The organism is Chromohalobacter sp. 296-RDG, from assembly GCF_029889885.1.
Taxonomy (GTDB): Bacteria; Pseudomonadota; Gammaproteobacteria; order Pseudomonadales; family Halomonadaceae; genus Chromohalobacter.
Genome location: NZ_JARANY010000038.1, coordinates 1 through 25,753, shown reverse-complemented (window position 1 = coordinate 25,753; position 25,753 = coordinate 1). Strand labels below are relative to the sequence as shown.

General features: G+C 60.8%; 24 protein-coding genes. 3 read left to right on the top strand and 21 right to left on the bottom strand.

What is annotated here, in order from left to right:
* Positions 1 to 376 precede the first annotated feature (376 nt).
* Positions 377 to 1,201: a CDP-diacylglycerol--serine O-phosphatidyltransferase gene (gene pssA, locus OP495_RS12640; protein WP_280564388.1), complete on the bottom strand. Its 825-nt coding sequence runs from the start codon at positions 1,199 to 1,201 to the stop codon at positions 377 to 379.
* Positions 1,202 to 1,357: 156 nt separating this feature from the next.
* Positions 1,358 to 2,374, bottom strand: coding sequence for a ketol-acid reductoisomerase (gene ilvC, locus OP495_RS12635; RefSeq protein ID WP_280564389.1), 1,017 nt, complete (start codon positions 2,372 to 2,374; stop codon positions 1,358 to 1,360).
* 169 nt (positions 2,375 to 2,543) lie between these two features.
* Between ilvC and ilvY the strand changes: the two genes are divergently transcribed.
* Positions 2,544 to 3,425: an HTH-type transcriptional activator IlvY gene (gene ilvY / locus OP495_RS12630; protein WP_280569686.1), complete on the top strand. Its 882-nt coding sequence runs from the start codon at positions 2,544 to 2,546 to the stop codon at positions 3,423 to 3,425.
* Positions 3,426 to 3,496: 71 nt separating this feature from the next.
* On the opposite strand, the gene ilvN is transcribed toward ilvY, so the two are convergent.
* From ilvN to rluD, 5 genes are all read right to left on the bottom strand, one after another.
* Positions 3,497 to 3,988, bottom strand: a complete 492-nt coding sequence (gene ilvN, locus OP495_RS12625) for an acetolactate synthase small subunit (protein ID WP_280564391.1) — start codon at positions 3,986 to 3,988, stop codon at positions 3,497 to 3,499.
* Positions 3,988 to 5,712 carry an acetolactate synthase 3 large subunit gene (locus tag OP495_RS12620; protein ID WP_280569683.1) on the bottom strand — a complete coding sequence of 575 codons (1,725 nt, stop codon included), beginning with the start codon at positions 5,710 to 5,712 and terminating at the stop codon, positions 3,988 to 3,990. The genes ilvN and OP495_RS12620 overlap by 1 nt, the downstream gene beginning before the upstream one ends.
* 574 nt (positions 5,713 to 6,286) lie before the next feature.
* The gene (gene clpB / locus OP495_RS12615; RefSeq protein ID WP_280564393.1) at positions 6,287 to 8,869 is read right to left on the bottom strand and encodes an ATP-dependent chaperone ClpB; all 2,583 of its coding nucleotides are present in this window, start codon (positions 8,867 to 8,869) and stop codon (positions 6,287 to 6,289) included.
* Positions 8,870 to 9,022: 153 nt separating this feature from the next.
* The gene (pgeF, locus tag OP495_RS12610; protein WP_280564394.1) at positions 9,023 to 9,778 is read right to left on the bottom strand and encodes a peptidoglycan editing factor PgeF; all 756 of its coding nucleotides are present in this window, start codon (positions 9,776 to 9,778) and stop codon (positions 9,023 to 9,025) included.
* Between the two features lie 7 nt (positions 9,779 to 9,785).
* Complete coding sequence (gene rluD / locus OP495_RS12605; RefSeq protein ID WP_280569681.1) at positions 9,786 to 10,748, bottom strand: 23S rRNA pseudouridine(1911/1915/1917) synthase RluD; 963 nt, start codon at positions 10,746 to 10,748, stop codon at positions 9,786 to 9,788.
* Between the two features lie 105 nt (positions 10,749 to 10,853).
* Between rluD and OP495_RS12600 the strand changes: the two genes are divergently transcribed.
* A complete protein-coding gene (locus OP495_RS12600; RefSeq protein ID WP_280569679.1) occupies positions 10,854 to 11,654 on the top strand; it encodes an outer membrane protein assembly factor BamD in 801 nt (266 codons plus the stop codon).
* Positions 11,655 to 11,775: 121 nt separating this feature from the next.
* Here OP495_RS12600 and OP495_RS12595 read toward each other — a convergent pair whose 3' ends face one another.
* The 6 genes from OP495_RS12595 to pilV (OP495_RS12570) all read right to left on the bottom strand — a co-directional run bounded on the left by OP495_RS12595 (position 11,776) and on the right by pilV (OP495_RS12570) (position 16,896).
* Positions 11,776 to 13,407, bottom strand: a complete 1,632-nt coding sequence (locus OP495_RS12595) for an NAD+ synthase (protein ID WP_280569677.1) — start codon at positions 13,405 to 13,407, stop codon at positions 11,776 to 11,778.
* A gap of 108 nt (positions 13,408 to 13,515) precedes the next feature.
* Positions 13,516 to 14,604 (bottom strand): glycine oxidase ThiO, encoded by a 1,089-nt coding sequence (gene thiO, locus OP495_RS12590; protein WP_280569675.1) that lies wholly within the window; start codon positions 14,602 to 14,604, stop codon positions 13,516 to 13,518.
* 79 nt (positions 14,605 to 14,683) lie between these two features.
* On the bottom strand, positions 14,684 to 15,070 hold the full coding sequence (locus OP495_RS12585) for a type IV pilin protein (protein WP_280564399.1): 387 nt from the start codon (positions 15,068 to 15,070) through the stop codon (positions 14,684 to 14,686).
* A 47-nt stretch (positions 15,071 to 15,117) separates the two neighbouring features.
* Positions 15,118 to 15,750, bottom strand: coding sequence for a PilX N-terminal domain-containing pilus assembly protein (locus tag OP495_RS12580; RefSeq protein ID WP_280569674.1), 633 nt, complete (start codon positions 15,748 to 15,750; stop codon positions 15,118 to 15,120).
* Positions 15,747 to 16,514, bottom strand: a complete 768-nt coding sequence (locus OP495_RS12575; RefSeq protein ID WP_280569673.1) for a PilW family protein — start codon at positions 16,512 to 16,514, stop codon at positions 15,747 to 15,749. The genes OP495_RS12580 and OP495_RS12575 overlap by 4 nt, the downstream gene beginning before the upstream one ends.
* Positions 16,477 to 16,896, bottom strand: coding sequence for a type IV pilus modification protein PilV (pilV, locus tag OP495_RS12570; RefSeq protein WP_280564402.1), 420 nt, complete (start codon positions 16,894 to 16,896; stop codon positions 16,477 to 16,479). The genes OP495_RS12575 and pilV (OP495_RS12570) overlap by 38 nt, the downstream gene beginning before the upstream one ends.
* A gap of 143 nt (positions 16,897 to 17,039) precedes the next feature.
* Between pilV (OP495_RS12570) and OP495_RS12565 the strand changes: the two genes are divergently transcribed.
* Positions 17,040 to 17,546 carry a GspH/FimT family pseudopilin gene (locus tag OP495_RS12565; RefSeq protein WP_280569672.1) on the top strand — a complete coding sequence of 169 codons (507 nt, stop codon included), beginning with the start codon at positions 17,040 to 17,042 and terminating at the stop codon, positions 17,544 to 17,546.
* Between the two features lies 1 nt (position 17,547).
* Here the strand turns inward: OP495_RS12565 and OP495_RS12560 are convergent, their stop codons facing one another.
* The 8 genes from OP495_RS12560 to ileS all read right to left on the bottom strand — a co-directional run.
* Positions 17,548 to 19,599: a polymer-forming cytoskeletal protein gene (locus OP495_RS12560; RefSeq protein WP_280569670.1), complete on the bottom strand. Its 2,052-nt coding sequence runs from the start codon at positions 19,597 to 19,599 to the stop codon at positions 17,548 to 17,550.
* Complete coding sequence (locus OP495_RS12555) at positions 19,589 to 20,146, bottom strand: type II secretion system protein (RefSeq protein ID WP_280569667.1); 558 nt, start codon at positions 20,144 to 20,146, stop codon at positions 19,589 to 19,591. The genes OP495_RS12560 and OP495_RS12555 overlap by 11 nt, the downstream gene beginning before the upstream one ends.
* Entirely contained in the window at positions 20,143 to 20,565 is a 423-nt protein-coding gene (pilV, locus tag OP495_RS12550; RefSeq protein WP_280569666.1) for a type IV pilus modification protein PilV, read from the bottom strand. The genes OP495_RS12555 and pilV (OP495_RS12550) overlap by 4 nt, the downstream gene beginning before the upstream one ends.
* Entirely contained in the window at positions 20,565 to 21,092 is a 528-nt protein-coding gene (locus OP495_RS12545) for a GspH/FimT family pseudopilin (RefSeq protein WP_280569665.1), read from the bottom strand. Before OP495_RS12545 ends, pilV (OP495_RS12550) begins: the two co-directional genes overlap by 1 nt.
* A gap of 128 nt (positions 21,093 to 21,220) precedes the next feature.
* Positions 21,221 to 22,174 carry a 4-hydroxy-3-methylbut-2-enyl diphosphate reductase gene (gene ispH, locus OP495_RS12540; RefSeq protein WP_246894763.1) on the bottom strand — a complete coding sequence of 318 codons (954 nt, stop codon included), beginning with the start codon at positions 22,172 to 22,174 and terminating at the stop codon, positions 21,221 to 21,223.
* 61 nt (positions 22,175 to 22,235) lie between these two features.
* Complete coding sequence (gene fkpB / locus OP495_RS12535; RefSeq protein WP_280569662.1) at positions 22,236 to 22,679, bottom strand: FKBP-type peptidyl-prolyl cis-trans isomerase; 444 nt, start codon at positions 22,677 to 22,679, stop codon at positions 22,236 to 22,238.
* Complete coding sequence (lspA, locus tag OP495_RS12530) at positions 22,676 to 23,221, bottom strand: signal peptidase II (protein WP_280564415.1); 546 nt, start codon at positions 23,219 to 23,221, stop codon at positions 22,676 to 22,678. Before lspA ends, fkpB begins: the two co-directional genes overlap by 4 nt.
* A 65-nt stretch (positions 23,222 to 23,286) precedes the next feature.
* On the bottom strand, positions 23,287 to 25,753 hold a 2,467-nt coding region (gene ileS / locus OP495_RS12525; protein ID WP_280569661.1), incomplete at its 5' end, for an isoleucine--tRNA ligase.

Below are 25,753 nucleotides of genomic sequence, written 5' to 3'. Positions count from 1 at the left end.
AGGCCGAAGCCGGCGAGACAATGCTTGGCAACGCTTCAAATCGCGGCGTTGCCCGAGGCCTTTCGAGATGCGGCGCATTCTACCGAAATCGGCGTTACTGTCAAGCGAGAAAGCCACCCGAAGGCTTGAATTTTCTCAAGCAAGTCAGCCACTTGCGCCACCCTTTCACCGCCGGCCACGAAGCCCGTCGCCGGCAGCGGATGCGTACTTTACGGATCCGCCGACGCGAACGCAAGGGGATGATTTAAAAATAGTTTACGTTCGATTGGCGACGCCTAAACGTCGCCGCCATTCGTCTTATCCACACCCCAAACAGAGCCGCGCATAGAAGAGGATGTGGATAATGCAGGGCCATGCCGTAGCGAAAGAAACGAACTCAGCGCATTTTGCGCATGAGTGCGAGCAGAGGCCCCGACATCACATAGCAGCCGAACAGGGTCAACAACATGAGCGAAGGCTCGAGTGAAATCACCACGAACGCGAGTACAATCGCCAGCAGCACGACGAAAGGGACGGGGCCCTTGAAATCGATTTCCTTGAAGCTGTGATAACGGATATTGCTGACCATCAGCACCCCTGCCGCCGCGACAACGAACGCGATGAACAGCTTGAAACCCAGAGCATCGGCGTCGAACTTATGCAATGTCCATACGCAGCCGGCAACGAGCGCGGCGGCGGAAGGACTCGGCAAGCCAACGAACCACTTCTTGTCGGTACTACCGATTTGCACATTGAAGCGAGCCAGACGCAAGGCCGCACCGGAGGCGAAGATAAAGGCAGCGATCCAGCCTATCTTGCCGACATCCTGCAAAATCCAGGAGAATGCCACCAATGCGGGCGCCACTCCGAACGAGACCATGTCGGCCAGGCTGTCGAACTCGGCACCGAAGGCGCTTTGCGTGTTCGTCATCCGTGCCACGCGCCCGTCGAGGCCATCGAGCACCATGGAGACGAAAATCGCGATGGCGGCGCCGGAGAAGTTACCGTTCATCGCCGCAATCATCGAGAAGAAGCCGGAAAACAACGCTGACAGCGTGAACAAGTTGGGTAGCAGGTAAATACCTCGACGGCGCACGCGCTTCCCGTTTTCGATGGTCTCCTCAATGATTTCGTCTTCGTCCTGAAACACCGAATTATCCTCCGAGACATTCTCGGTGTCGGTGTTTCTGGGCGATTCTGGCGTGCCCGATTCTTGCGTCATAAAAGTCTTCCGTTGCCATGGGACGGCCCTTGATGGGCTATTCCGACATTCTACACATTGCAATCCTAGTCGACAGTCGGCCTCCTTGACGACCCAAAACGTAAACGGGCGCGACCAATTGGCCGCGCCCGCTCGCTACCGACTTGCAGACAGCGCTTAGTTCTTGCTCTTGTCGACCAGTTGGTTGGCCGCGATCCAGGGCATCATGCCACGCAGCTTCGCACCCACCTGCTCTACCGGATGCTCGGCATTAAGGCGGCGACGCGCATGCATCGACGGATAGTTACTGTTGCCTTCGTTGATGAACATTTTGGCGTATTCGCCGGTCTGGATGTCTTTCAGAGCATTGCGCATCGCTTCCCGCGACTGCTCGTTGACGATCTTGGGACCAGTGACGTACTCGCCATACTCCGCGTTGTTGGAGATGGAGTAGTTCATGTTGGCGATACCGCCTTCGTACATCAGGTCGACAATCAGCTTGAGCTCGTGCAGACACTCGAAGTAAGCCATCTCGGGAGCGTAACCAGCCTCGGTCAGCGTCTCGAAGCCGGCCTTGACCAGCTCCACGGTACCGCCGCACAACACCGCCTGCTCACCGAACAGGTCGGTCTCGGTTTCATCCTTGAAGGAGGTTTCGATGATGCCGCTGCGGCCACCGCCGATACCGGCTGCGTAGGACAGCGCCAACTCCTTGGCCTGGCCGGTGGCATCCTGCTGGATGGCAACCAGGTCGGGTACGCCGGCGCCGCGCACGAACTCGGAGCGCACCGTGTGACCCGGCGCTTTCGGCGCGATCATGATGATGTCCAGGTCCTGACGCGGCGTCACCTGATTGTAATGAATATTGAAGCCATGCGCGAAGGCCAGCGTCGCGCCATCCTTCAAGTTAGGCGCGATATCCTGCTCATAGATGGCCTTCTGGTTCTCGTCGGGCGCCAGCAGCATCACCACGTCGGCCGTCTTGCAGGCCTCGGGCACGGAGGCCACCTTGAAGCCCGCCGACTCAGCCTTGGCCACGGAGGAGGAACCCGGACGCAGCGCCACGGTGACCTCGACGCCGGATTCCTTGAGATTATGCGCATGGGCATGACCCTGGGAACCATAACCCACGATGGTGACGTTCTTCGCCTGGATCAGCGAGAGGTCGCAATCTTTGTCGTAATAAACACGCATGTCGTACTCCAGATATCGAAGAAGAAACGTATAAAGTGTCAGCGTTGATGGCTTTCCGCCATGAGCGTCGTCTGTCGCGACGCTTTGATGTCACCTTACGCCAGCTCGCAGCGTTGCGTAAAACGCTATATTTGCAATACCGTATGCCGAAAAATGAAATGATAGCGCCATGGATACACGTCCCTACCAGCAGTTCCTCAGCCTGGCCGATACCCTGCACTTTGGCCGCTCCAGTGAGTTATGTCACGTCAGCCCCTCGACGCTGAGCCGTACGATCCGCCAACTCGAGACACAGCTCGGCGTCACCTTGTTCGAGCGCGACAGCCGCAGTGTCCGACTGACGCATGAAGGTCGCCTATTCCAGCGTTATGCACGCGATGCCCTGGAGCAATGGGACTTGTTTCGTCACTCGCTGATGGCGGAAAGCCGAGAACTGACCGGCGAAATCAGCATCTACTGCTCGGTGACCGCTAGCTATAGCTTTCTCTACGAGCTGCTCAGCGAGTTTCGCCAGCGTCATCCGCGCATCGAATTGAAGTTGCATACCGGCGACCCGGCCAGCGCGGTTTCACGCGTCCTAAGCGGCGAAGAAGACATGTCGATCACCGCGCGCCCCGAAACTCTGCCCGCACAGCTAGCCTTCAAGCCAATCGCCACGTCGCCGCTGCTGTTCATCGCGCCACGCACCATGCCGGAATGGCTGGCCGACCTAACCGCCACGACGGACGCCGCCAGTTGGGGTAGCATTCCCATGATCCTCTCGGAGTCAGGACTCGCCCGCGAGAGAGCGGACGCATGGTTCCGCCAGATGGGCATCAAGCCGCGCATCTATGCCCAGGTCGCGGGCAACGAAGCCATCGTCAGCATGGTCGGGCTGGGCTTCGGGGTCGGCGTGGTGCCACAGATCGTGGTCGACAACAGCCCATTGGCTGAGCGCATTCAGGCCCTCGAGGTCGAGCCCGCACTGACGCCTTACGAGGTCGGGCTCTGCGTCACCGAGAAGAAATTACGCAATCCGCTGGTCAAGGCTCTATGGTCGCAGATCCGCTAGTCTTGACCTCTTAAAGCAAAAAGGCCGCTCGTGAGAGCGGCCTTTAATGACACGGTAGGCAGGCACATGGCTCAGAGGCTGAGGATCTTGTCACCTCGCGAGATGCCCGATACCCCGGTACGCGCCACCTCGAGAATACCGATCGGCGCCATGGCGTGGACGAAGGCATCCAGCTTGCTGGCATCACCGGTGATCTGCACCGTGTAGACACTCGGCGTGACGTCGACGATCTGCGCGCGGAAAATATCCACCGTACGCTTGACCTCGTCGCGGCTCGCGCCAAGGGCCTTTACCTTGACCAGCATCAGTTCACGCTCGATGTGATTGCCCTCGGTCAGGTCGACCAGCTTGACCACATCGATGAGCTTATTGAGATGCTTGGTGATTTGCTCAATGACGCGGTCGTCACCCTCCGTGGTCACGGTCAGGCGCGACAGGCTCGGGTCCTCGGTAGGCGCCACGTTGAGCGTTTCGATATTGAAGTTGCGCTGGGAGAACAACCCCACCACGCGGGACAGGGCGCCGGGTTCGTTTTCCAGCAGGATCGAGATGATGTGGCGCATCAGGTCCGCTCCGTCTTCGAAAGCAGCATGTCACGCATGGCACCCAGGGGCACCTGCATCGGATAGACGTGTTCCCGAGGGTCGACGTCGATATCGAGGAACACCAGTTCGTCGTTGTCGGCGAACGTGCGCTCCAGCGCCGCATCGAGCTCGTCGTGGTGTTCCACCTTGAGCGCCGTGAAGCCGTAGGCCTCGATCAACTTCTGAAAGTCCGGCAGCGACTCCACGTACGAGTGCGCATGGCGCGACTTGTAGTTGAGATCCTGCCACTGACGCACCATACCCAGCGTTTCGTTGTTGAGGTTGATGATCTTCACCCCGGTGCCGAACTGCTTACAAGTCGACAATTCCTGCATCATCATCTGAAAGCTGCCCTCCCCGGTGAAGCAGACCACGACGTCATCGGGGAAGTTCTGCTTGATGCCCATCGCCGCCGGGAAACCGAAGCCCATGGTGCCCAGTCCCCCGGAGGTAATCCAACGATTGGGCTTGTCGAACTTGTAGTACTGCGCCGCGAACATCTGGTGCTGACCGACATCGGTGGTCACGAAAGCCTCGCCGCGTGTGATGTGATACACCGCCTCGATGACTTCCTGCGGCTTGAGCCGCTCGCCCGGCTGAGAAGCCTCGTAAAGCTTGCCTTCGCGTTCGGCGCGCCAATCATCGATGGTCGTCCACCATTCCGGCAAAGCCTCGGCGTTAGCCATTTCCCGGCCTTGCAACAGGCTGATCATTTCATTGATGACGCTATCCGCCGGCCCCACGATCGGCACATCGGCGCGTACTGTCTTGGAGATCGAGCTGGGGTCGATATCCACATGCACGATCTTGGCCGTGGGACAGAACTTCGAGGTATTATTGGTCACGCGGTCATCGAAGCGCGCCCCGATGGCGATGATCAGGTCGGCATGGTGCATGGCCATGTTGGACTCGTAGCTGCCGTGCATGCCCAGCCAGCCCAGCGACTGCGCATCGGTCTGCGGATAGGAGCCGATGCCCATCAACGTGGTAGTGATGGGGAAGCCCAAGCGCTTAACCAACGCTGTCAGGTTTTCGCTCGCACCACTGGTGACGATACCGCCACCGGTATAGAACACCGGCCGCCGCGCCTTGAGCATCATGTCCACGGCTTTCTTGATCTGGCCACTATGGCCCCGCGTGACCGGGTTATAGGAGCGGATCTTGACCTTCTTCGGATAGACGTACTCATAACGCTCGGTAGGCGCCGTCATATCCTTGGGGATATCCACGACTACTGGCCCGGGACGACCAGTTGCGGCGAGATAGTAAGCCTTCTTGAGCACCTCGGGGATCTCCGAAGGATGCTTGATGGCAAAGCTGTGCTTCACGATAGGGCGCGTCACGCCGACGATGTCGGTTTCCTGAAAGGCATCTTCACCGATCAGATGGCTGACCACCTGGCCACATAGCACCACCATCGGGATCGAATCCATGTAGGCGGTGGCGATACCGGTCACGGCATTGGTCGCGCCGGGGCCGGAAGTGACCAGCACCGTGCCCGGCTTGCCCGAGGCACGGGCATAGCCATCGGCGGCGTGGGTAGCAGCTTGTTCATGACGAACAAGGATGTGTTTGACCTTGTCCTGGCGGAACAGCGCATCATAGATATGCAACGCTGCGCCGCCAGGGTAACCGTATATACGTTCGACGCCCTCATCCTGCAGGAAGCGGGCGATCATATCGGCGCCGGAAAGCAATTCCACTGATAGTTCTCCCCTGGAAATAACGAGTGCCATTTCACTGCCACGTTACGGACAGCGAAGTGTCGATGCGGCGGTACGCCGCTGCCGGCTGCGCCGGCACCTGATGCCATGATCCTGGCTCTGGGCCCGGGGTGAGGACCCGCACTCATAGAAACCGCCGAGACCGGCTGGCCCGAGCGATTCCTGGCACGGCAGATCGCCGTGTCGGGGTTGGCGGGAACAGGCGTTTGGCCCATACCCTTGATCTCCTTCGACAGGCGGGTAGAGGCATTTTTCAACCTACCCTTCACGCAGCGGCCGGGGATCACCCGTCAATGGCTGCGCCCGCAATCAGGAACCACCTAGATTCCATCAGCACCCCCCAGCTGTCAACCTTCACCGTCCCTATGTAGCCAGCAGCCCTGCACAGCCACCTATCAAGACGCCAAAATTCGACTAAAGTCGATAATAAAAACAGCGTTGCACCCGGCATAAAAAAACCCGCGACGCAGCACGTCGCGGGCGGGAAGAAGGTCAGGACGCGACCGTACATCGAGAGCGTCGAGCGGACCGGAGCTGCGAGCCGTTCGCGTCGTTACTTGGCAAAGACGAGATGCCCGTCTTCCGAGGTGACGCGGATGGTGTCTCCCGCCGCGAAACGCCCGGCGAGCAACTCCTGTGCCAGCGGATTCTCGATCCGGCTCTGGATAGCGCGTTTAAGCGGTCGCGCGCCGAACACCGGATCGAAGCCGACCACCGCCAACTGCGCCAGGACGTCGTCGCTGACTTCGAGACGAATCTCGCGTTCGACCAGACGCGCCTGGAGACGCTCGAGCTGGATGGCCGCGATGGACTGGATCTGCTCCTGCCCCAAGGCGTGAAACACTACCACTTCGTCGATGCGGTTGATCAGTTCCGGGCGGAAATGATCGCCCACCACCTCCTTCACGGCATCGCGCATCACAGCGTAATCGGCGTCATCGCCGCCCATGCGCTGAATGATGTCCGAGCCCATGTTAGAGGTCATCACGATCACCGTATTGCGGAAGTCCACCGTGCGCCCCTGGCCATCGGTCAGCCGTCCATCTTCGAGCACCTGCAGCAGGATGTTGAAGACATCCGGATGCGCTTTCTCGACCTCGTCGAGCAGCAGCACGGAATAGGGCTTGCGGCGCACCGCCTCGGTCAGATAACCGCCTTCCTCATAGCCGACATAACCCGGCGGCGCCCCGATCAGCCGCGCCACGGAATGCTTCTCCATGAACTCGGACATGTCGATGCGCACCATGGCCTCCTCGGTGTCGAAGAGGAAGTTGGCCAGCGACTTGCACAACTCGGTCTTGCCGACGCCGGTAGGCCCCAGGAACAGGAACGACCCGTTGGGACGATGTGGATCGGCGAGTCCCGCCCGGGAACGACGCACAGCGTTGGCCACTGCGGTCACCGCCTCATCCTGACCGATGACACGTTCGTGCAGCGCCTCTTCCATGCGCAGCAACTTGTCGCGCTCGCCCTCAAGCATCTTGGACACCGGGATCCCCGTCCAGCGCGAGACAACCTCGGCGATCTCTTCCTCAGTAACGTTGGAGCGCAACAACTGGTGCTTGGCGGTATCCGCCTCATGCTCACTAGCCTCGTCGATCTGCTGCTCGAGCTGGGGGATCACCCCATACTGCAACTCGGACATGCGCCCCAGATCGCCCTGGCGCCGTGCCGCCTCGAGATCGATGCGTGCTTGCTCGAGCTCCGCCTTGAACTGTGCCGCGCCCTGAATGCTGGCCTTCTCGGCCTTCCAGACTTCTTCGAGATCGGCATATTCGCGGCTCAGTTCGTCGATCTGCGCCTCCAGAGAATCAAGTCGCTTGCGGGTCGCTTCGTCGGTTTCTTTCTTGAGCGCTTCGCGCTCCATCTTGAGCTGGATCAGCCGACGGTCGAGGCGGTCCATTTCCTCGGGCATGGAGTCGAGTTCCATGCGGATCCGAGACGCCGCCTCGTCAATCAGGTCGATAGCCTTGTCGGGCAGTTTCCGATCGGTGATATAGCGCGTCGAGAGTTTGGCCGCAGCAATGATAGCGCCATCGGTGATATCGACACCGTGATGCACCTCATAGCGCTCCTTGAGGCCACGCAGGATCGCCACGGTATCTTCCTCATTGGGCTCATCCACCAGCACCTTCTGGAAGCGCCGCTCGAGCGCCGCGTCCTTCTCGATGTGCTGACGATACTCGTCCAATGTGGTCGCCCCAACGCAATGCAATTCGCCGCGCGCCAGTGCCGGCTTGAGCATGTTGCCAGCGTCCATCGCGCCCTCTGCCTTGCCGGCGCCGACCATGGTGTGCAACTCGTCGACGAACAGGATGACGCGGCCTTCTTCCTTAGCCAGCTCCGCGAGCACGGCCTTGAGGCGTTCTTCGAACTCGCCGCGATACTTGGCGCCGGCCAGCAACGCGCCCATGTCCAATGACAGCACGCGCTTGTCCTTCAGCCCCTCCGGCACCTCACCGTTGACGATACGGCTTGCCAGGCCCTCGACGATGGCGGTCTTGCCCACGCCGGGATCGCCAATCAACACGGGGTTGTTCTTGGTACGCCGCTGCAGCACCTGAATGGTACGGCGAATCTCGTCGTCGCGGCCGATCACCGGGTCAAGCTTGCCCTCCACGGCACGCTGGGTCAGGTCCATGGTGTACTTATCCAGCGCCTCGCGGCTTTCCTCGGCCGAGGCGTCATCCACCTTGTGACCGCCGCGCAGGCTATCGATGGCGCTGCGTACGGACTGCACGTCGAGACCGGCCTGCTGGAGTACCTTGCTAACGGTACTTTTCATTTCCAGCGCCGCCAGCACGACCAACTCGCTGGCGATATATTGATCGCCGCGCTGCTGGGCTTCGCGGTCGGCGAGATTGAAAAGCTGCGACAGCGCCGCAGAAAGCTGAACATTGCCGTCGAACTGGCCAATGCGCGGCAAGTCATCGAGGTACTGGGAAAGCCCGTTACGCAGGCGAGAGACATCGCCACCGGCCTTCTGAACCAGGCCTTTGATGCCGTTTTCCTGCGCCTCGACGAGCGCCATCAGGACATGGCCGGGATCGAGTTGGTTATGACTGCGCCCTACCGCCAGGGACTGCGCCTCACCCAGGGCATTTTGCAACTTGCTGGTCATTCGATCGATTTGCATCGAACCCTCCTTCAACGCGGCACGCCGACGCACACCGCTGATGTCGTCTAATGTTGACATCATCAATGGAGGTATGCTCAAGGCGTTTCAAGGCAGAACGTGCAAAAATCGTTCCTACGCGCGATAACGCCGGGCTCGAACGCGACACGCCCTTCAGCGCAACCAGATCACGCTGGCCATGCGCCCGGTGTGGCCGTCGTCACGACGGTGGGAATAGAAACGCGGCTCGCAGGCGGTGCAGAAGTGCCCTCCGCCGATATGGCCGATACCCAACCGCTCGAGACGCAACCGCGCCAGGCGATAAATATCTGCCATATAGTGCCCGAGGCGGTAGGGGCTTGGCTCGAAGGCGCTTTCCGACTCGGGCTGCAAGGCTACGAACGTTTCGAACACTTCAGGGCCAACCTCGAACTGCGCCTTGGAAATCGCCGGCCCCAGCCACGCCATGAGCTCGTCCGGCGACTGCCCCAGCGCCGCCACGCTAGCCTCCAGCACGCCGCCCGCCAGACTTCGCCAGCCAGCATGTGCCACGCCCACACGCGTGCCATGGCGATCACAGAAGAACACCGGCAGACAATCGGCGGTCAGAACGGCACAGGCGTATCCCATATCGAAAGCCACCGAGGCATCCGCCTGCGGTGGCTGCTGGGCAAACTCTGCACGATACGCCTGCTGGACGGCGGCACCATGCACCTGGTTCAGCCATAACAAGGGACGTGCGTCGTCGAGCTCGGCGCTCAACAGGCGGCGGCAGCGATCGACCGACGCGGGATCATCACCTACATGATGCGCCATATTGAAAGACGCGAAGGCGCCCTGGCTGGGGCCGCTCTCGCGCGTGGTAACGAAGGCGCCGACCGTGCTCGGCGCCGGCCAGTCGGGCAAAATCAAGGTGGGGCGTTCGTTCATGAGGGACTCACTTGGCGTGCGTGTCGGCTGCGTCGCGCAGAAAATCCAGCAGCATCAGCATATCTTCCGGCAACGCCGCGCGAAACTCCACCGCCTCTCCGGTACCGGGATGCACGAAGGCCAGTTTGCGTGCGTGCAAGGCCTGGCGGGGGAAATGCCGCAGTACATCCTTCAGTGCCTCGCTGGCCCCCGCAGGCATCTTGAGACGCCCGGCATAGGTCGGGTCGCCAATCAGCGGAAAGCGCCGATGGGCCATATGCACGCGAATCTGGTGGGTACGCCCGGTTTCGAGTTGACAGCGGACATGCGTATGGGAAGGAAAGCGCTCCACTACACGGTAGTGTGTCACAGCCGGCTTGCCCGAGGGCGTGACGGCCTGGCGTTTGCGATCCTTGGGATGCCGCCCAATTGGCTCATCGACACTGCCCCCTGCGGTCATCCTGCCGGTCACCACGGCATCGTATTCGCGCGACACCGTGCGCGCCTGCAGTTGCTCGACCAATGAGGCATGCGCCGATAACGTCTTGGCCACCACCATCAGCCCGGTAGTGTCTTTGTCGAGTCGGTGCACGATGCCCGCCCGGGGCAGTTGCATCTGTCCCGGCGCATGATGCAGCAACGCATTGAGCAGGGTACCGTCAGGATTGCCGGCGGCGGGATGCACGACCAGCCCCGCCGGCTTGTCGATCACGATGACGTCGTCGTCTTCATGGACGATATCGAGCTGCATGGCCTGCGGCGCGAAGCGCGTGTCTTCCTCGAGCGTGGCCTCGAGCGTCAGTTGCTCGCCGCCGCGTAACTTGTCCTTGGGGCGCGCGAACGCGCCGTCGCAGGTCAGCGCCCCCGACTTGATCCACGCCTTGAGGCGCTCGCGGGAGAAGTCCGCGAACAGCGTCGAGGCGGCTTGGTCCAGGCGCTGGCCAGCCATCGTTTCGGGGACGCGTTCTTCTCGCTGCACGGTATCTGCCATGGCAATGCTCGGTTCCATTTCGCCACCGGGGGCGTTTGCTTTATAGTGACTCCGAACTGGCGGATTCTAGCACGGCCGCCCCGTATTGGTTGAACGAGGATGACGATGCGATTCCCTTCACTTGGCACGTTCGGTGCGTTGCTGCTTAGTGGCGCACTGCTCACCGGTTGCGCCAGCAACGAGCCGGCACCGGATCTGCAAGAGCAAGATCTTTACCAGCAAGCTCAAAAATCACTGGATGCCGGGCGTTACAGCACCGCCGTGACACGCCTCGAGGCGCTGGATACCCGTTTCCCCTTCGGTCGTTACGCCGAGCAGGCCCAGCTGGAGCTGATCTACGCGTACTATCAGACCGAGGACTGGGAGCAAGCGCGCGCCGCCGCCAGCCGCTTCATTCGTCTGCACCCCGATCACGAGCAGGTCGACTACGCGTATTACATGCGCGGTCTCGCGGCTTACCAATCCGGGCGTTTCAGCCTCGAGGGGCTCGAGCTGATCGATATCTCCAAGCGTGATCTTGGCGCTACCCGTGACGCCAATGTCGACTTCGGCGAGTTGGTGCGTCGTTTCCCGGAAAGCCCTTACGCGGCCGACGCGCGTCAGCGCATCGTCTATCTGCGCAACGTGCTCTCGCGTCATGAACTGCAAGTCGCCGACTTCTATCTTCGCAAGGGCGCCTACCTGGCGGCGATCAATCGCGGCAAATGGGTGCTTGAGCATTACCCGCAGACACCCGCCACGCGCGACGCCCTGGCGGTAATCGTCGAAGGCTACATGGGGCTGAACATGCCCGAGCGGGCACGCGATGCCTTGCAGACGCTCATCGAAAACGACCCCGACAATCCGCGACTCGATGGCAAGACTTTCGAACCCGAGCATGTCGACGCCAAGCCGCTGACGCTGTAAGACGGAAGACGGAAGATAAGCTAAACGCTGTTTTCTCAAACGAGAACCCTCGCAGCCAGCTGCGAGGGTTCTGCTTTTACTTCTTTCTTCTCTCTTCTAACTTCCTACTGTTACGAAGTGACTAATCCCCCGGCTGCCAGCCGTTGACGATGGGATAGCGGCGATCGCGCCCAAAACCGCGGGCCGTCACTCGGACCCCCACCGGTGCCTGACGCCGCTTGTATTCGCTGCGGTCGACCAGCTTCACGACCCGATAGACATCCTCGCTGGCGAAGCCGGCATCGATGATCGCCTCGGCGCTCATATCGCCTTCAATGTAACGCTCGAGGATGGCGTCCAGTTCATCATAGCCGGGCAGCGAGTCGCTGTCCGCTTGATCCGGCGCCAGCTCAGCAGAAGGTGGGCGCGTGATGACACGCTCGGGAATGGCAGGCTCCTGCGCATTGCGCCACTTGGCAAGGCGATACACCCAGGTCTTGTAGACGTCCTTGAGCGCGTTATAGCCCCCCACCATATCGCCATACAGCGTGGCATAGCCCACCGCCATCTCGCTCTTGTTGCCGGTGCTCAGCACCATCAGGCCTTTCTTGTTGGAAAGCGCCATCAACAGGACACCCCGGCAACGCGACTGCAGGTTCTCCTCGGTGGTATCGTGCCCAGCCCCGGCGAAGCTCTCTTCAAGCGTCGAGGTGAAAGCCTCCACCATCGGCGCGATGGGCATGACCTCGTAATGCACACCCAGCAAATCGGCCTGCGCGGCCGCATCCGCCTTGGAGATATCCGCCGTGTAGTGATAGGGCATCATCACGGCTTGCACGCGCTCCGGCCCCAAGGCATCGACCGCAATAGCCAATGACAGGGCCGAGTCGATCCCTCCGGAAAGTCCCAACACTACACCCTGGAAGCCGCTCTTGTTGACGTAGTCGCGAAGACCGGTCACCAGTGCGCAATAGAGGCTTTCTTCCGAGACCAGCAGCGGTTCGCATTCGCCGGTCTCCGGCGCCCATGCGCCCTGTGCGTCGGTAAAACGCACCGGCATCAGGCCGACTTCCCAGAATGGCGCACGTACTGCGACCTCACCCTGGGCATCGAGCACCAGCGAGCCACCATCGAAGACCAGCTCATCCTGGCCACCGATCTGGTTGAGGTAGACCAGCGGCCGCGCAGTCGTCTGAGCACGCCGGACGAATAATTGTTCGCGCTCGAGCGGCTTGTCGCGGTGATAGGGCGAGGCGTTGAGCGTGATAAGGATATCGGCGCCGGCCTCGACGCTCTGCGTCACCGGCGCGCCGTCCCATAGATCCTCGCACACGAGGATCCCCAGTTTGGCGCCGCCATGCTCGATGACCAGCGGCGAGTGCCCCGGGGCGAAATAACGCTGCTCGTCGAATACCTGATAGTTGGGCAGCGCCTGCTTGGCGTATTCACCGAGCCATTCGCCGTTGTACAGCACGCCTGCAAGGTTATGCAGCTGACCATCGCGCCTGCCTGGATAGCCGATGACGACCATCACGTCCCGCGATACCTTGCGCGCCATCGTCGCACGCGCCTCTTCCAAGCGCGTTTCCATCGACTCGCGCAGCAACAAGTCTTCCGGTGGATAACCGGTCAGAAACAGTTCAGGGAAGACCACCACATCGGCGCGATGTTCGATGCGCGCTTCGCGCACGGCTTCGATGGCCTGCGCGGTATTACCGGGAATATCGCCCACCAGCGGATCGAGCTGGGCCATCACCAGAGTCAGGTCTTGCATGAGCGGAAAGCGCCTCTCTCATTGCGATTGGCTGTGGAAACGGCCGTCGAGACGGCCTCATGGTTATATTGTCACGCAACGCCTGCTCGCTGGCAAAACGCCGTGTCGTCAGATGCCGCCTAGCCGATAAGGGGCGGGATCGACCACCGGCGTGCGTTGCAGCAGTTGATCGACCAGCAGACGCGTCGACGCCGGCGCCAGTACCAGGCCATTGCGATAATGGCCAGCGTTGATCCATAGCCCCTCGATGTCCGGCACCGCACCAATATATGGCACGCCGTCCGGCGAACCGGGGCGCAAGCCGGCCCAGTGATGCTCCACCGGGCATTTGGCCAGCGCCGGCACGATCGAAAGCGCGCTATCGTAAAGCGAGCCCTTGGCCGCCTCGGTGGTGCGCTGATCGAATCCCACTTCTTCCAGCGTAGAGCCGGCGACGATGCGCCCGTCGCCGCGCGGAATCACGTAACGGCCATCTTTCAGCACTACGCGCTCGGCCACCCCGGGCGGCGCCTGGAACAAGATCATCTGCCCACGCACCGGACGCACCGGCAGTGTCACACCGATACCTTCCAGCAACTGGCCGGCCCAGGCGCCGCCGCACACCACTACGCGCTCGGCTACCTCGCGGCCCTTTGATGTTCGTACGCCGCGAAGGCGGCCATCCGCCACCTCCAGAGCTTCGACCTCGACATGCTCGCGCAGGGTGACGTCAGGCATCGCTTGCAGGCGGGCCCGCAGCGCCTTGCACAAGCGCGGATTACGAATGCTGCCCAGAGTCGGCATCCACAGCGCCGAGTCGAAACCGGGCGCGACATTGGGTTCCTTGGCGTAAATCGTCTCCGCCCCGACCCGCTCTAGGGGCTTGCCAACCTCGCGTGCCCACGCGAGCGCCTGGGGTTCATCATCGACACGCAGGTACAGAAGCCCGCGCTGGCGGTATTCGGGATCGATACCCGTTTCTTCGAGCAGGCGCAGCGATAGTTCAGGATAGGCACCTTCAGAATAGCGCGACAAGGCGGAAATCGGTGCGCTATAGCGCCAGGGATACAACGGGGAGACGATGCCGCCGCCGGCCCAGGAGGCCTCACGGCCGCATTCGCCGCGCTCGAGTAGGGTGACGCGACCACCGGCGTCGGCGAGTTGCAGGGCCGTCATCATGCCGATGACGCCGCCCCCAACGATCAAGAAATCACTCACGCGGGCACTCATTTCATCACTGCGAAACCCGCAATCTACCATGTGCCGGGTGCGCAAGGCAGCGGCAGAGACAACATGCTTATTGCCAGCAGTCCTCCGGCTCCCGCTTGCCAGTCTCATCCAGCGTCAGCACTCCACAACGGTCCTCGCTTTGGCTGCCCGTGGGTTTCGCCTTGAGCGTAAATTCGTTGGCCGAGCGTCCACCCTCCATGAAGCCAAACTCGTAAGCCCCCTCATCAGGTTTCGTAATCGAGTCGGGCAACGGTTTTCCGTTGTCATAGCGATTTTCTTGCGTGTACTGACGTTCCATCCAATACGCCAGTTGCATCAACGTGGCCTGGGCATCGCCTCGCTCCGCCTTGCGTACATAATCGGTATACGCGGGAATGGCGATCGCGGCCAGGATCCCGATGATGACCAGCACGATCATCAACTCGATCAAGCTAAAGCCTTGGGCTCGACGCATGGCATGGACTCCTGAAGACAGAAAGCAAGACGTTCAACACAAGGCACTCATCGAAAGACCTCGCGCCACGCCGGACGAGCAGGCCCTTCGGCAGAGCGGGTGATGCGCGTGTCGTCATTATCGGCCTGCGCCCGGTGGGCTTGAATCAATGCCTCGCCGGCCGCACGAGGCAGCATCAGCGTGACGCCACGCTCGAGTATTGCATGCGTCACCGGGCGCGTACCCCAACCGAATGCCGTCATTTCGACACGCACTTGGCATGACGCGCCGGCCTTGGGACACACACTAACCAGCAGCGAGAACGTCACGCGCGGCGGTTCGCTGACATCAACGAGTGGCGGAGCGCCGCTATCGCCATACGCCAGTCCATCGCGCCGCCAGCGAGCAGCCGACCATTGGCTCGCATGCGACGCCCGTGGCATCAGGCAATCAGGCGCCATACAGTCGCCTCGAGCATCGGGCAGTGTGTACTCCGCATGACGCAATCGCCATTCGCCTTCCGCTAATGCCGCCTGGGCCGCTTGAAACGCCACCTGGCGATCCATGACATTGCGCGCCATGCGCTCCTGCAGGACCGCGCCCTGAAACCCGGCAAGCCCCAGTGCCGTCATCGCCATCAGCAGAATCAACGCGACGATCAGCGTCATGCCCCGTTCTCGAGAAGGGACGTTGAGGCTCACGATGAAGACTCATCCTGCGCGGGGACAAGCGGTGGCGAGAGTACATTACGCAGCGCCACGCTCATGGCATACACCCGATACAGGCGATGATCCGATGCCGTGACGGTTTCGCCGTCGACGACATAGGACGATGCCGTGTCGACGAGCCCATCCTGTCGCGAGGCCACCAGCAACTCGATACTCACGCCCTTGACGCTGGCCCAGTCACCGACACCTGCGGCACGCCGCCAACGACCCGCGATGAAATAACGCAGCGTCATGGCCTCGACATTTGCATCGAGCGGTTGAGAAGACGCCCCGTTCACCGCGCAATTCAAGCCCTGCGAGGCATTCAGCGACATCGTAGTGCGAGTGATATCAGCACTCTCGAGTCGCCCGCCCAGGCAATTCTGAACCGGTACGTCGCGGCTGCCGTAATAACGGACGTTCAGGGTACTGTCGTCCCCTGCGACGATGGCGCCATGAGCAAACCGCGATGTCGCCGGAAAGGTCTGCGCCTTTTCCCATCCGGCATAGCCCGCCTTGCGTAATTCCCGCGTCAGTACGTCAGTGACGAAGCGGCCACTTTCCTGCATCTGGGCCAGTTGCGTCTGCAGGCGGTACTGCTGTTGATAAGCGATGAACAGGTCGATGACCCCGAGCAGCACGATCATGCTCAGTGCCAGGCTCACCATCAACTCGATCAGCGACACGCCACGTTGATGCCGGCATCCCGGAAAGGGTCGCTCAAAGCCGGGTCTGTAATCGATATTGCTGCTGCCCATCGTCATCGCTCCAGCGCGCACGGGGCGCTCGCCAGGTCACTTTCACTGTCGCCGTCGCCACATCGTCATTACCCGCCACTTCGATGCAGCCTTGCGTTTGAGGGAGCGCATTTACGAGCCCTGTCAGCCAGGTGCGCACCTGAGCCGATGCAGCACTGGCAGGATCATCACTGCATGGCTGGTCGTAGGCACCTGCCAGCGCACCGGAGCGGTCGATACGCAAACGTTCGAGCATCGCCCCCACCCGCTGCACCGCTTGAGACTGGGCCTCGGCATGCCGCTGGGCGTGCAGTGCCTGCGCCTGAGTAGCCGCCAACCCCAGCATGCCGAAAGACAAAATGAACAACGTGATCAGCACTTCGATCAAGCTGAAGCCCGGCATACGCCCACGCCGCGAAGGCTCGCCCCTGCGTATCACCCTCATCGTATTTGCTCGCTTGCCCAGACTCCTTTATAAACATATAAAGTAATTTCTAATATAAAGAAAGGCAATCGATGCGCTCGACAACACGACACATGCGAGGAATGACACTGCTCGAATTGCTCGTGATCATCGTCATTGTCGGCGTGCTCACCATCCAGGGCGTCCCCGCCATAGGCCATGTGCTACGCGATCAGCGCTTGCAGGCCGCTAGCCACACGCTTTATCAGGCGCTTTACTACGCCCGCAGCGAGGCCATTCGCCAAGGCGTGCCAGTGATGGTGGTCAGCGGGCAGGAAGGATGGACTCAGGGCTGGCGCATATTCGCCGATCGCGATGACGATGGTGAGCAATCGCCCTCGGAACCGACGCTACGAGCGGGTGGCACGCCGCCAGGCGGGCTCCGGTTGCACGCCAATCAGCCCTTGCGGCACTACGTGCGTTACGCGCCGAACGGCTACTCGATCCGCGCCTCCGGCAGCTTCCAGATTGGCAGTTTCTATCTCTGCACGGCCAAGGCGACGACCCCGGCACGCCGCATCGTGCTGAGCCGCGGCGGCCGGGTACGCATCGAACGACTCCCGGAAGGCGATGCCGCCTGCACGCGCTGATTCAGTCATCGGCGCCATACGAGAGTCCCTTCATCGTCCAGTCGCCATCGCCGTTTTCACCACCTCCGTCACCGCCGCCTCCACCACCGCCCGTACCGACGGTCGACTCCATCAGTGCTTCGTCGTAGTGGATGCCGGCGCCACCCCTCACCTCGACACGACGACCTTTCACGGCACCATACAAGCCCCCACCAGCAGCAACATTGACGGTGCTGTACGGCGCGAAGATGGTGCCCTTGAACGCAGAGCGGCCACTGATATTGACGCCCGCGTTCCAACCGTTGACACCATTATCGTCATAGGTCGAATAGAGAGACAGGATTGGATTGCCATCGTCGTCGGTCGGGCTGTCGGACGCCACATTGAGATTGCTGCCCAGGTTGAAACGCCCCTCGGTGACGATCTTCAACGAACTACCCTCGGCAACGTTGAACGTAGCCCCGCCGCCAATACCGATACCGCCCTTGACGTAGAGCGTCATGTCGCCGCCATCGACGACGAAATTGGCACTGCCGCCCAGCAAGAAGCTATCCAGCACCAGCACATTGGTGGGCTCAGGGAAGATGCCATCGAGCGCGACGCCGCGTGAGACCTTGTAACGCTCGGGATGGTGCACACTATTGTGATGACGATCGGACGGCACCTGGAGTCCATTCGGCGTCAAGGTATACGTCTGATTGCCACCGCCGATCGCTAGCCTCCCCGACGAGGCATAGGGCGAGAGAGCATCGGTCAAGTCGCCGATCGTCGCGCCCTTGTTTGTCGTGGATGTGAAAGCGTCACAGCTTTGTTGCTCAACTTCCACTTTAGAAGCCTCAGGGGCCTCAGCAACATCTGATGAGACGCGATTGATGGTGCCGCCGACTTGGTTTGCCACATCCCGCTTATGAACGGTTGTATGCACCTTCGGTGCCGTAGCATTACCCTCAATGCGCGAACTCCACTTACCGGTGACGATTTCCGTGTTTGACTCGACATTGCCCTGTATGCGGCCACTGCTGGTCAAACGCACCGTCTGGCGGGAGGCGACATTGCCCAAGATATTGGCCCCACCACCGTGTATTGTTACATCAAGACTCGCGAGTATACTTCCCTCAACAGTTCCTCCCTTTTTTAACGTAACCGCTCCCCGGCTACTAATATCCCCTCCGACTCTCGCGCCCCCCCTATGGATAGTGACATCGCCATTAGCGCGGATATTTCCAGAAACATTGCCGCCCTTCACCATCTCGACCGATCCACGGCTGCTAACATCGCCTTGAATATCAGCCCCGCCATTAAGAACCACGATATCTCCGTCCGCATTCAGATCGCCATGAAGCGTGCCAGAGTTACCAACTATAATTCGCCCCGCAGACTCTACATCTCCGTAAACAGGCTGCCCGCTACTCAGGACGATATCGCCTTCCCAAAACCTGTCTCCTTTATAACTGGATTTTATCGTGGCATTACTTTTATTAGCATTACCGTCTTCACCGTACGTTCCATCACGGGAGTCGTAACTATCGATGACTCCACTGCCTAATGTGTTAACACCCTCACAGCCGAGCAGGACCTCACGGTAGGCACCGCCGGCCTCATCGCCGCCTCCGACATTAAACTCGGCCTGGAAACTCGAAAAGCCGACATTCTGATCATTGCCGTCGACCCAGTTGCTTCCCGAGAAAGTTACTCGAACTGTGTCCTCGTCGAGTTTTTCGACGCTTTCAACCATGGGGCGAGTGTACTGGCTCGGCGAGAGGGCATTGCGATCTCGCCACGGTGTCGTGGACATGTCATCCACGCCTGGCTTCCAGGTAGTGCCGTTCTCCGCATTGGCCATCAGTTGATCATTCACGTACTGCCGTATGTCGCGCGCCCATTGCGTATCGCCGCGCAGTAGATGCAAAAAGGCCTCGTCGGCCCCTAATTGGGCATTATTGGTCCGCAGGTAATGTCCTGCTTGACGCTCCTGATAGCGGCCCAGTGACATGCCAGCCACGACCATGCCCGTGGCGATGGTCAGAAGCGCGAGCCCGATGACGAGCACGAAGCCGTTTTCTCTAGGATGCATCCTCGCCTCCCTCGGACTGAACCGCATAACGTGAGCTCAAGTGATAGCGTAATGTCCTAACGGTACAGTCCTGAAGATCACGGCAAGTGGCATAGTTCAGTGTGACCCGTACACAGGAAGTCGAAGCGTCATTACAGATCCCCGAGGTGTCGAATGCGACGCCTGTCACTCCTGGTGTGGAGAGCGTCAACACTTTCCTGCCATTGCAATCGAATGACGCCTTTTCCTCGCTGGAGTCGACGCGCCATACCCAGTCCGAATGAGCGCTATTCCGGCATCCCGTAGGCGCTGCGCCTGCCGGCGTAACCGTCAACACCGAGCCTCCTTCACTCACTTCGACGTCTTTGGCCATGGCCACGGCGCGCGCCATGGATTGATGTACGTAAAGCAGTTCATCCTGCAATTGATAGACGCCATCCCGCTGCTCACGGAGACCACTGATCGCCTGGTATGCCGATACGCTGCCCACGAGGATGATCAAGCCGAGCAGCATGCTGATCATCATCTCGATCAGCGTGAAGCCGCTTTGGCGTTGTTGATTGTTCATCCGCTTGCAGCCTCACAAGGCAAGAAGGCCACCAAGTTCACGTGCGGGGAAGTAGCTTTTTCACCATCCGAGCCTTCACCGCCCTGCCAAATGATCTGGAGGTCATAAAGGCCATTGCCGATATTTTTCCCACTCCCATCGGGCGAGGGAGGGCCGTTAATTTGAGCGACATCTTTCTGCCACTTACTCAAAAGAGCCTTACAAGTTTCATCCTGCTGCGCCCAGGCGCGTTCATTCATGTCTCGGACCATGATGGTGGCGAGTGTTGTGTTGAGGCTCTCGCGTGCGTTCTGCAACGAGTTGAGTTGCATGGCAGCGAGCCCGAGCATGCCGATGGAGAGAATGGTCAGCGCTACCAGCACTTCGATTAGGCCGAAGCCGCGCTGGCGATGGGGAAGACGTGGCATTGGCGATTTCATCACAGGCCACACTCCTTACTCGGCTCTGCGACATAGGCACGCCCAATGCGGCTAAAGCAAACCCAACGGGAGTCGTCCGATAGCCCTGCATGGCGCAATTGCCAACTGGCCACCTCCCCGTCTTTCGGATACCCCAGGTCATCGAAGCGCACACTGGCGGGTTGTGACGGGGCGTCAACAACGTTGAGCCGATCAGGTAGCGGCTGGTGGACGGCAATCGTCTTATTACCCTCGTCGGCTATGCGCCAGCCTTTTGACCAGTCATTGCCCTCGCATGAATCCCCATCAGCACTCGCACACAGCGTAACTTCGGCTTCGCGCATGATGGCTTCGCCGCGCGCCAGGCGCAGTGCGGCGACCAGTTCGTTGGCGGCATCGGTGAGCTGTTGATTCTGGCGCAGGGACTGAAAGCTGGGCACGGCGATGCTTGCCATGATCGCGAAGATCACCAGCACGATCAGCAATTCTAGGAGGGAGAAACCACTGGCGTTCGATACGCGGCGAACGCGGCAAGCAAGATGCGGCACGTACGGCTTCCTGATGGTTGCGGCGAAGCGTCGCGCACGCGGCAAGGGGCGAGCGTTCGGACGCCCCTCAATGTAGCCTATTTTGCAACGAAATGTAACGACACACCGAGCCGGCGGGCGTCAACGCATCATTCGCTGGCGATCACCTGCTCGCGCAGCTCCTTGGGCATGGAGAAGACGATGTCTTCGGCCTGCCCGGCGAGTTCATCGGGGTCCTCGGCGCCCAGCGCCTTGAGCCGGTCGATGACCGCCTGGACGAGGACTTCCGGTGCACTGGCACCGGCCGTGATGCCGATGGTGCCCACGCCGTCCACCCACTCGGGGCGAATCTGCTCGGCGGTATCGATCAGATACGCCGGCGTACCGGTACGCTCGGCCAGTTCACGCAGACGGTTGGAATTGGAGCTGTTGGGGCTGCCCACTACCAGCACCAGCTGGCTTTCGCTGGCCAATTCGCGCACGGCGTCCTGGCGGTTCTGGGTGGCGTAGCAGATGTCGTCCTTGCGCGGCCCGTCGATACGCGGAAATTTCTCGCGCAGAGCGTCGATGACCTTCGAGGTATCGTCCATGGACAGCGTGGTCTGGGTCACGAACGCCAGCCGCTCGGGATCGTTAACCTCAAGCTTCGCCACGTCCTGCTCGTCCTCGACGAGGTGGATTTGTCCACCGAAGGACGTATCGTAGCGCCCCATGGTGCCCTCGACCTCAGGATGGCCGGCATGCCCGATCAGCACGCATTCCTGGCCACGCTTGGCGTAGCGCAGGACTTCCATGTGCACCTTGGTGACCAGCGGACAGGTGGCGTCGAAGATGCGCAGCCCACGCCGCTCGGCCTCTTGCTGGACCGCGCGCGATACGCCGTGCGCGGAGAAGATCACAATCACGTCGTCGGGGATCTCATGCACTTCCTCGACGAATACCGCTCCGCGCTCACGCAGGCTATCCACCACGAAGCGGTTATGGACGACTTCGTGACGTACGTAGATGGGCGGCCCGAACACATCGAGCGCGCGACTGACGATCTCGATGGCGCGGTCGACGCCGGCACAGAAACCGCGTGGATTGGCCAGCTTGATTTGCATGCTTACCTCGCCTCGATGCGCCGTGGCATCGTATCGATGGGCGGCGTGCGCCCGTCAAAGCTTAATGGGTCGTGGCCGGGCGAACCTCGATCACTTCCACCTCGAAGGTCAGGGTACGCCCCGCCAGCGGGTGATTGAAGTCTACATCGACATTGCGTTCGTCGATCTCGGCGATGACGCCGGGCAGCTCGCCGCCGCCCGGGTCGGTGAACGACATCATCGTACCGACTTCGAGATCATCGTCGAACTGGTCGCGCGGCAGGCGCTGCACGTTCTGCGGATTGTGCTGACCAAAGCCGTGCTCGGGGGTGATGGTAAAACGGCCGGTCTCGCCATCGGTCATGTCCTTGAGCGGCGCCTCGAACCCCGGTGGCAGATTGCCATCGCCGACCTGAAACGTCGCCGGCGCCTTGTCGCGGGTGGAATCGACCACCGTCTCGTCTTCCAACTTGACGGTGAAATGCAATGTCACTTCCATCCCATCGCCGATGCAGTACTCACTCATGGGGCGTCTCTCTTATCGGATGTTGCCGTGTGTCGTCGGCCGTCACGCAGGGAGGCCAGAATCAAGCCAATGGCTCCCAAGGTGATGGCGGTATCGGCCAAGTTAAAGGCAGGAAAGTAATTTCCCTGCCAATGAAACGATAGGAAGTCGACCACATAGCCATGCACCAGGCGGTCGTAGAGATTGCCCAACGCCCCGCCGATCACGAGTGCAATCGCTGCCGCCGAGAGGCGTTCATCGGCCTTGAGACGCGTCAACCACACGGTCAAGCCAATGCTCACGCCAAGGGCGATGGCCGCGAACAGCCAGCGCTGCCATCCGGCATGATCGGCCAGAAAGCTGAACGCCGCACCGGTATTGTGCAGCAGCGTAAAGTTGAACACCGGCAATAACTCGACCGGCTGTGCATAGATCAAATGCGTGCTGGCGAGCAGCTTGCTGCCAAGGTCCAGCACGATCACCAATAGCGCCAGCCACAGCCAGCGCAAGGGCCGCTGCATGGGCGACGATACTGATCGTTCAGGCGTTGCAGCGTCGTTCATTCAAGCCTCTCATCTCATGATCAAGCGGCGCTATGGCACGTGATGCGTCATCAGGCATCGAATCTTCAGGCATAACGGCGCGTTTCGCCCGGCCCTGCGGGCAAGTTGCTCAGACAGCGACCGCACAGGTTCGGATCGGCCGCATGCGTGCCTACATCCTCGCGGTGATGCCAGCAACGTTCGCACTTGGTGTGCGGACTTTCCATCACACCCACCTTGAGGCCGTCGAGCTCGCTGGTCTCGGCCTGCTCGCTGCCCGCCGCATTCGGCGACGCCAGATGCACCTCGCTGGTCAACAGCACGAAACGCAGCTCATCGCCGAGTTGCGACAAAGTCTCGCGCAAGCCGTCGTCGGCGTAGAGCGTAACCTCGGCGGCAAGACTATTACGTATCACCTTGGCGTTACGCGCGTCTTCCAGGCACTTGTTGACCACCTGCTTGACCTCGAGCACTCGCGACCAGAACTCACGCCCCATCACGGCATCCGTCTTCAGCGTCGCTAGATGCGGATAGTATTCCTCCAGCAGCACGCTATCGCCGCGCGTGCCGGGGATGGCTTCGTAGATTTCCTCGGCAGTGAAGGACAGAATCGGCGCCACCCAACGCACCAGCGCCTCAACCACATGATAGAGCGCTGTCTGACAGCTGCGTCGCGCGCGCGAATCAGCTTGGGTGGTGTACTGGCGATCCTTGATCACATCCAGATAGAAGCCGCCCAGCTCGTGGGCGCAGAAATCATGTACCTGCTGATAGACATCCCGGAAGCGGTAGTCGTCATAGGCCGTCTGCATGCGCTGCTGAAGCTGCGCGGCACGATCCACCGCCCACTGATCCAGGGCCAGCATATCCTCGAACGCCACGGCATCACGCGCGGGATCGAAGCCATTCAAGTTGGCCAGCAGGAAGCGCGCAGTGTTGCGAATACGGCGATACACATCGGCGGTGCGTTTCAGGATCTCGTCGGAGACCGCCATCTCACCGGAATAGTCGGTGGAAGCCACCCACAAGCGCAGGATATCGGCGCCCAGCTTGTCCATCACCTGCTGCGGTGCGATGACGTTACCCATCGACTTGGACATCTTGCGGCCCTTCTCGTCGACAGTGAAGCCGTGCGTCAAAAGCGCTTTGTAAGGCGCATGACCGTCGATGGCGCAACCGGTCAGCAACGACGAATGGAACCAGCCGCGATGCTGGTCGGAACCTTCGAGATACAGATCGGCACGCGGACCCTGGTCGTGTCCCATCGGATGCGAGCCGCGCATCACATGACGATGCGTGGTGCCGGAATCGAACCAGACGTCCAGCGTGTCGGTGACTTTCTCGTAGTCGCCTGCCTCATCGCCCAGCAACTCGCGGGCGTCTAGACGGAACCAGGCATCGATGCCCTCCGCTTCGACGCGCTTGGCCACCTCTTCCATCAGCTCGACGGTGCGCGGATGCCATTCCCCGGTCTGCTTGTGCAGGAAGAACGGGATCGGCACCCCCCAATTGCGCTGGCGCGAGATGCACCAGTCGGGGCGATTGGCGATCATCGAGTGCAAACGCGCCTTGCCCCAGGCGGGGACGAATTGCGTCGCTTCGACACCATCCAACGCGCGCTGACGCAAAGTGCGGCCCGCGTCGTCCTCGCGGTCCATGCCCACGAACCACTGCGCGGTGGCACGGTAGATGACCGGTGTCTTGTGGCGCCAGCAGTGCATATAGCTGTGGGTGATCGGCGTGTGCACCATCAGCGCGTTCACTTCACGCAGCTTGTCGACGATCTGAGGATTGGCCTTCCAGATCATCTGCCCGCCGAAGAACGGCAAATCATCGCGATACAGACCATTGCCCTGCACGGGGTTGAGCATGTCATCGAAGCTCATTCCGTGCTCGCGACAGGTCATGAAGTCATCCAGGCCATACGACGGCGCCGAGTGGACGATCCCCGTGCTGCCCTCTTCCACGGTCACGTAATCGGCGAGATATACCGGCGCCACGCGCTCGTAGAACGGATGCTGGAAATTGATGAATTCCAGCGCCGCACCCGTGGTCGTGGCTACGACATCGCCCTCGAGGCCGTAGCGCGCCAGACAGCTTTCGACCAGTTCCTCGGCGAGCACCAATAGTCGCTCGCCGGTATCGACCAGGGCATAGGTGAAGTCGGGATGCACGTTCAGTGCCTGGTTGGCGGGAATGGTCCACGGCGTGGTGGTCCAGATGACGATCGCCGCCGGCTTGTCGAGCGAGGTGAGCCCAAACGCCGTCGCCAGCTTGGCGGGTTCGGCGGCGGTGAAGGCAACATCGATGGCATCGGACTTCTTGTCGGCATACTCGACCTCGGCCTCGGCCAGCGCCGAGCCGCAATCGAAGCACCAGTTGACCGGCTTCAGCCCCTTGAAGACATAACCACCCTCGACCATCTTGGCCAGCGCACGGATCTCGCCCGCCTCGTTGGCGAAATCCATGGTCCGGTAGGGGCGCTCCCAGTCACCGACCACGCCCAGGCGCACGAAGTCGGTCTTCTGCGCTTCGATCTGCGCGCCCGCGTAC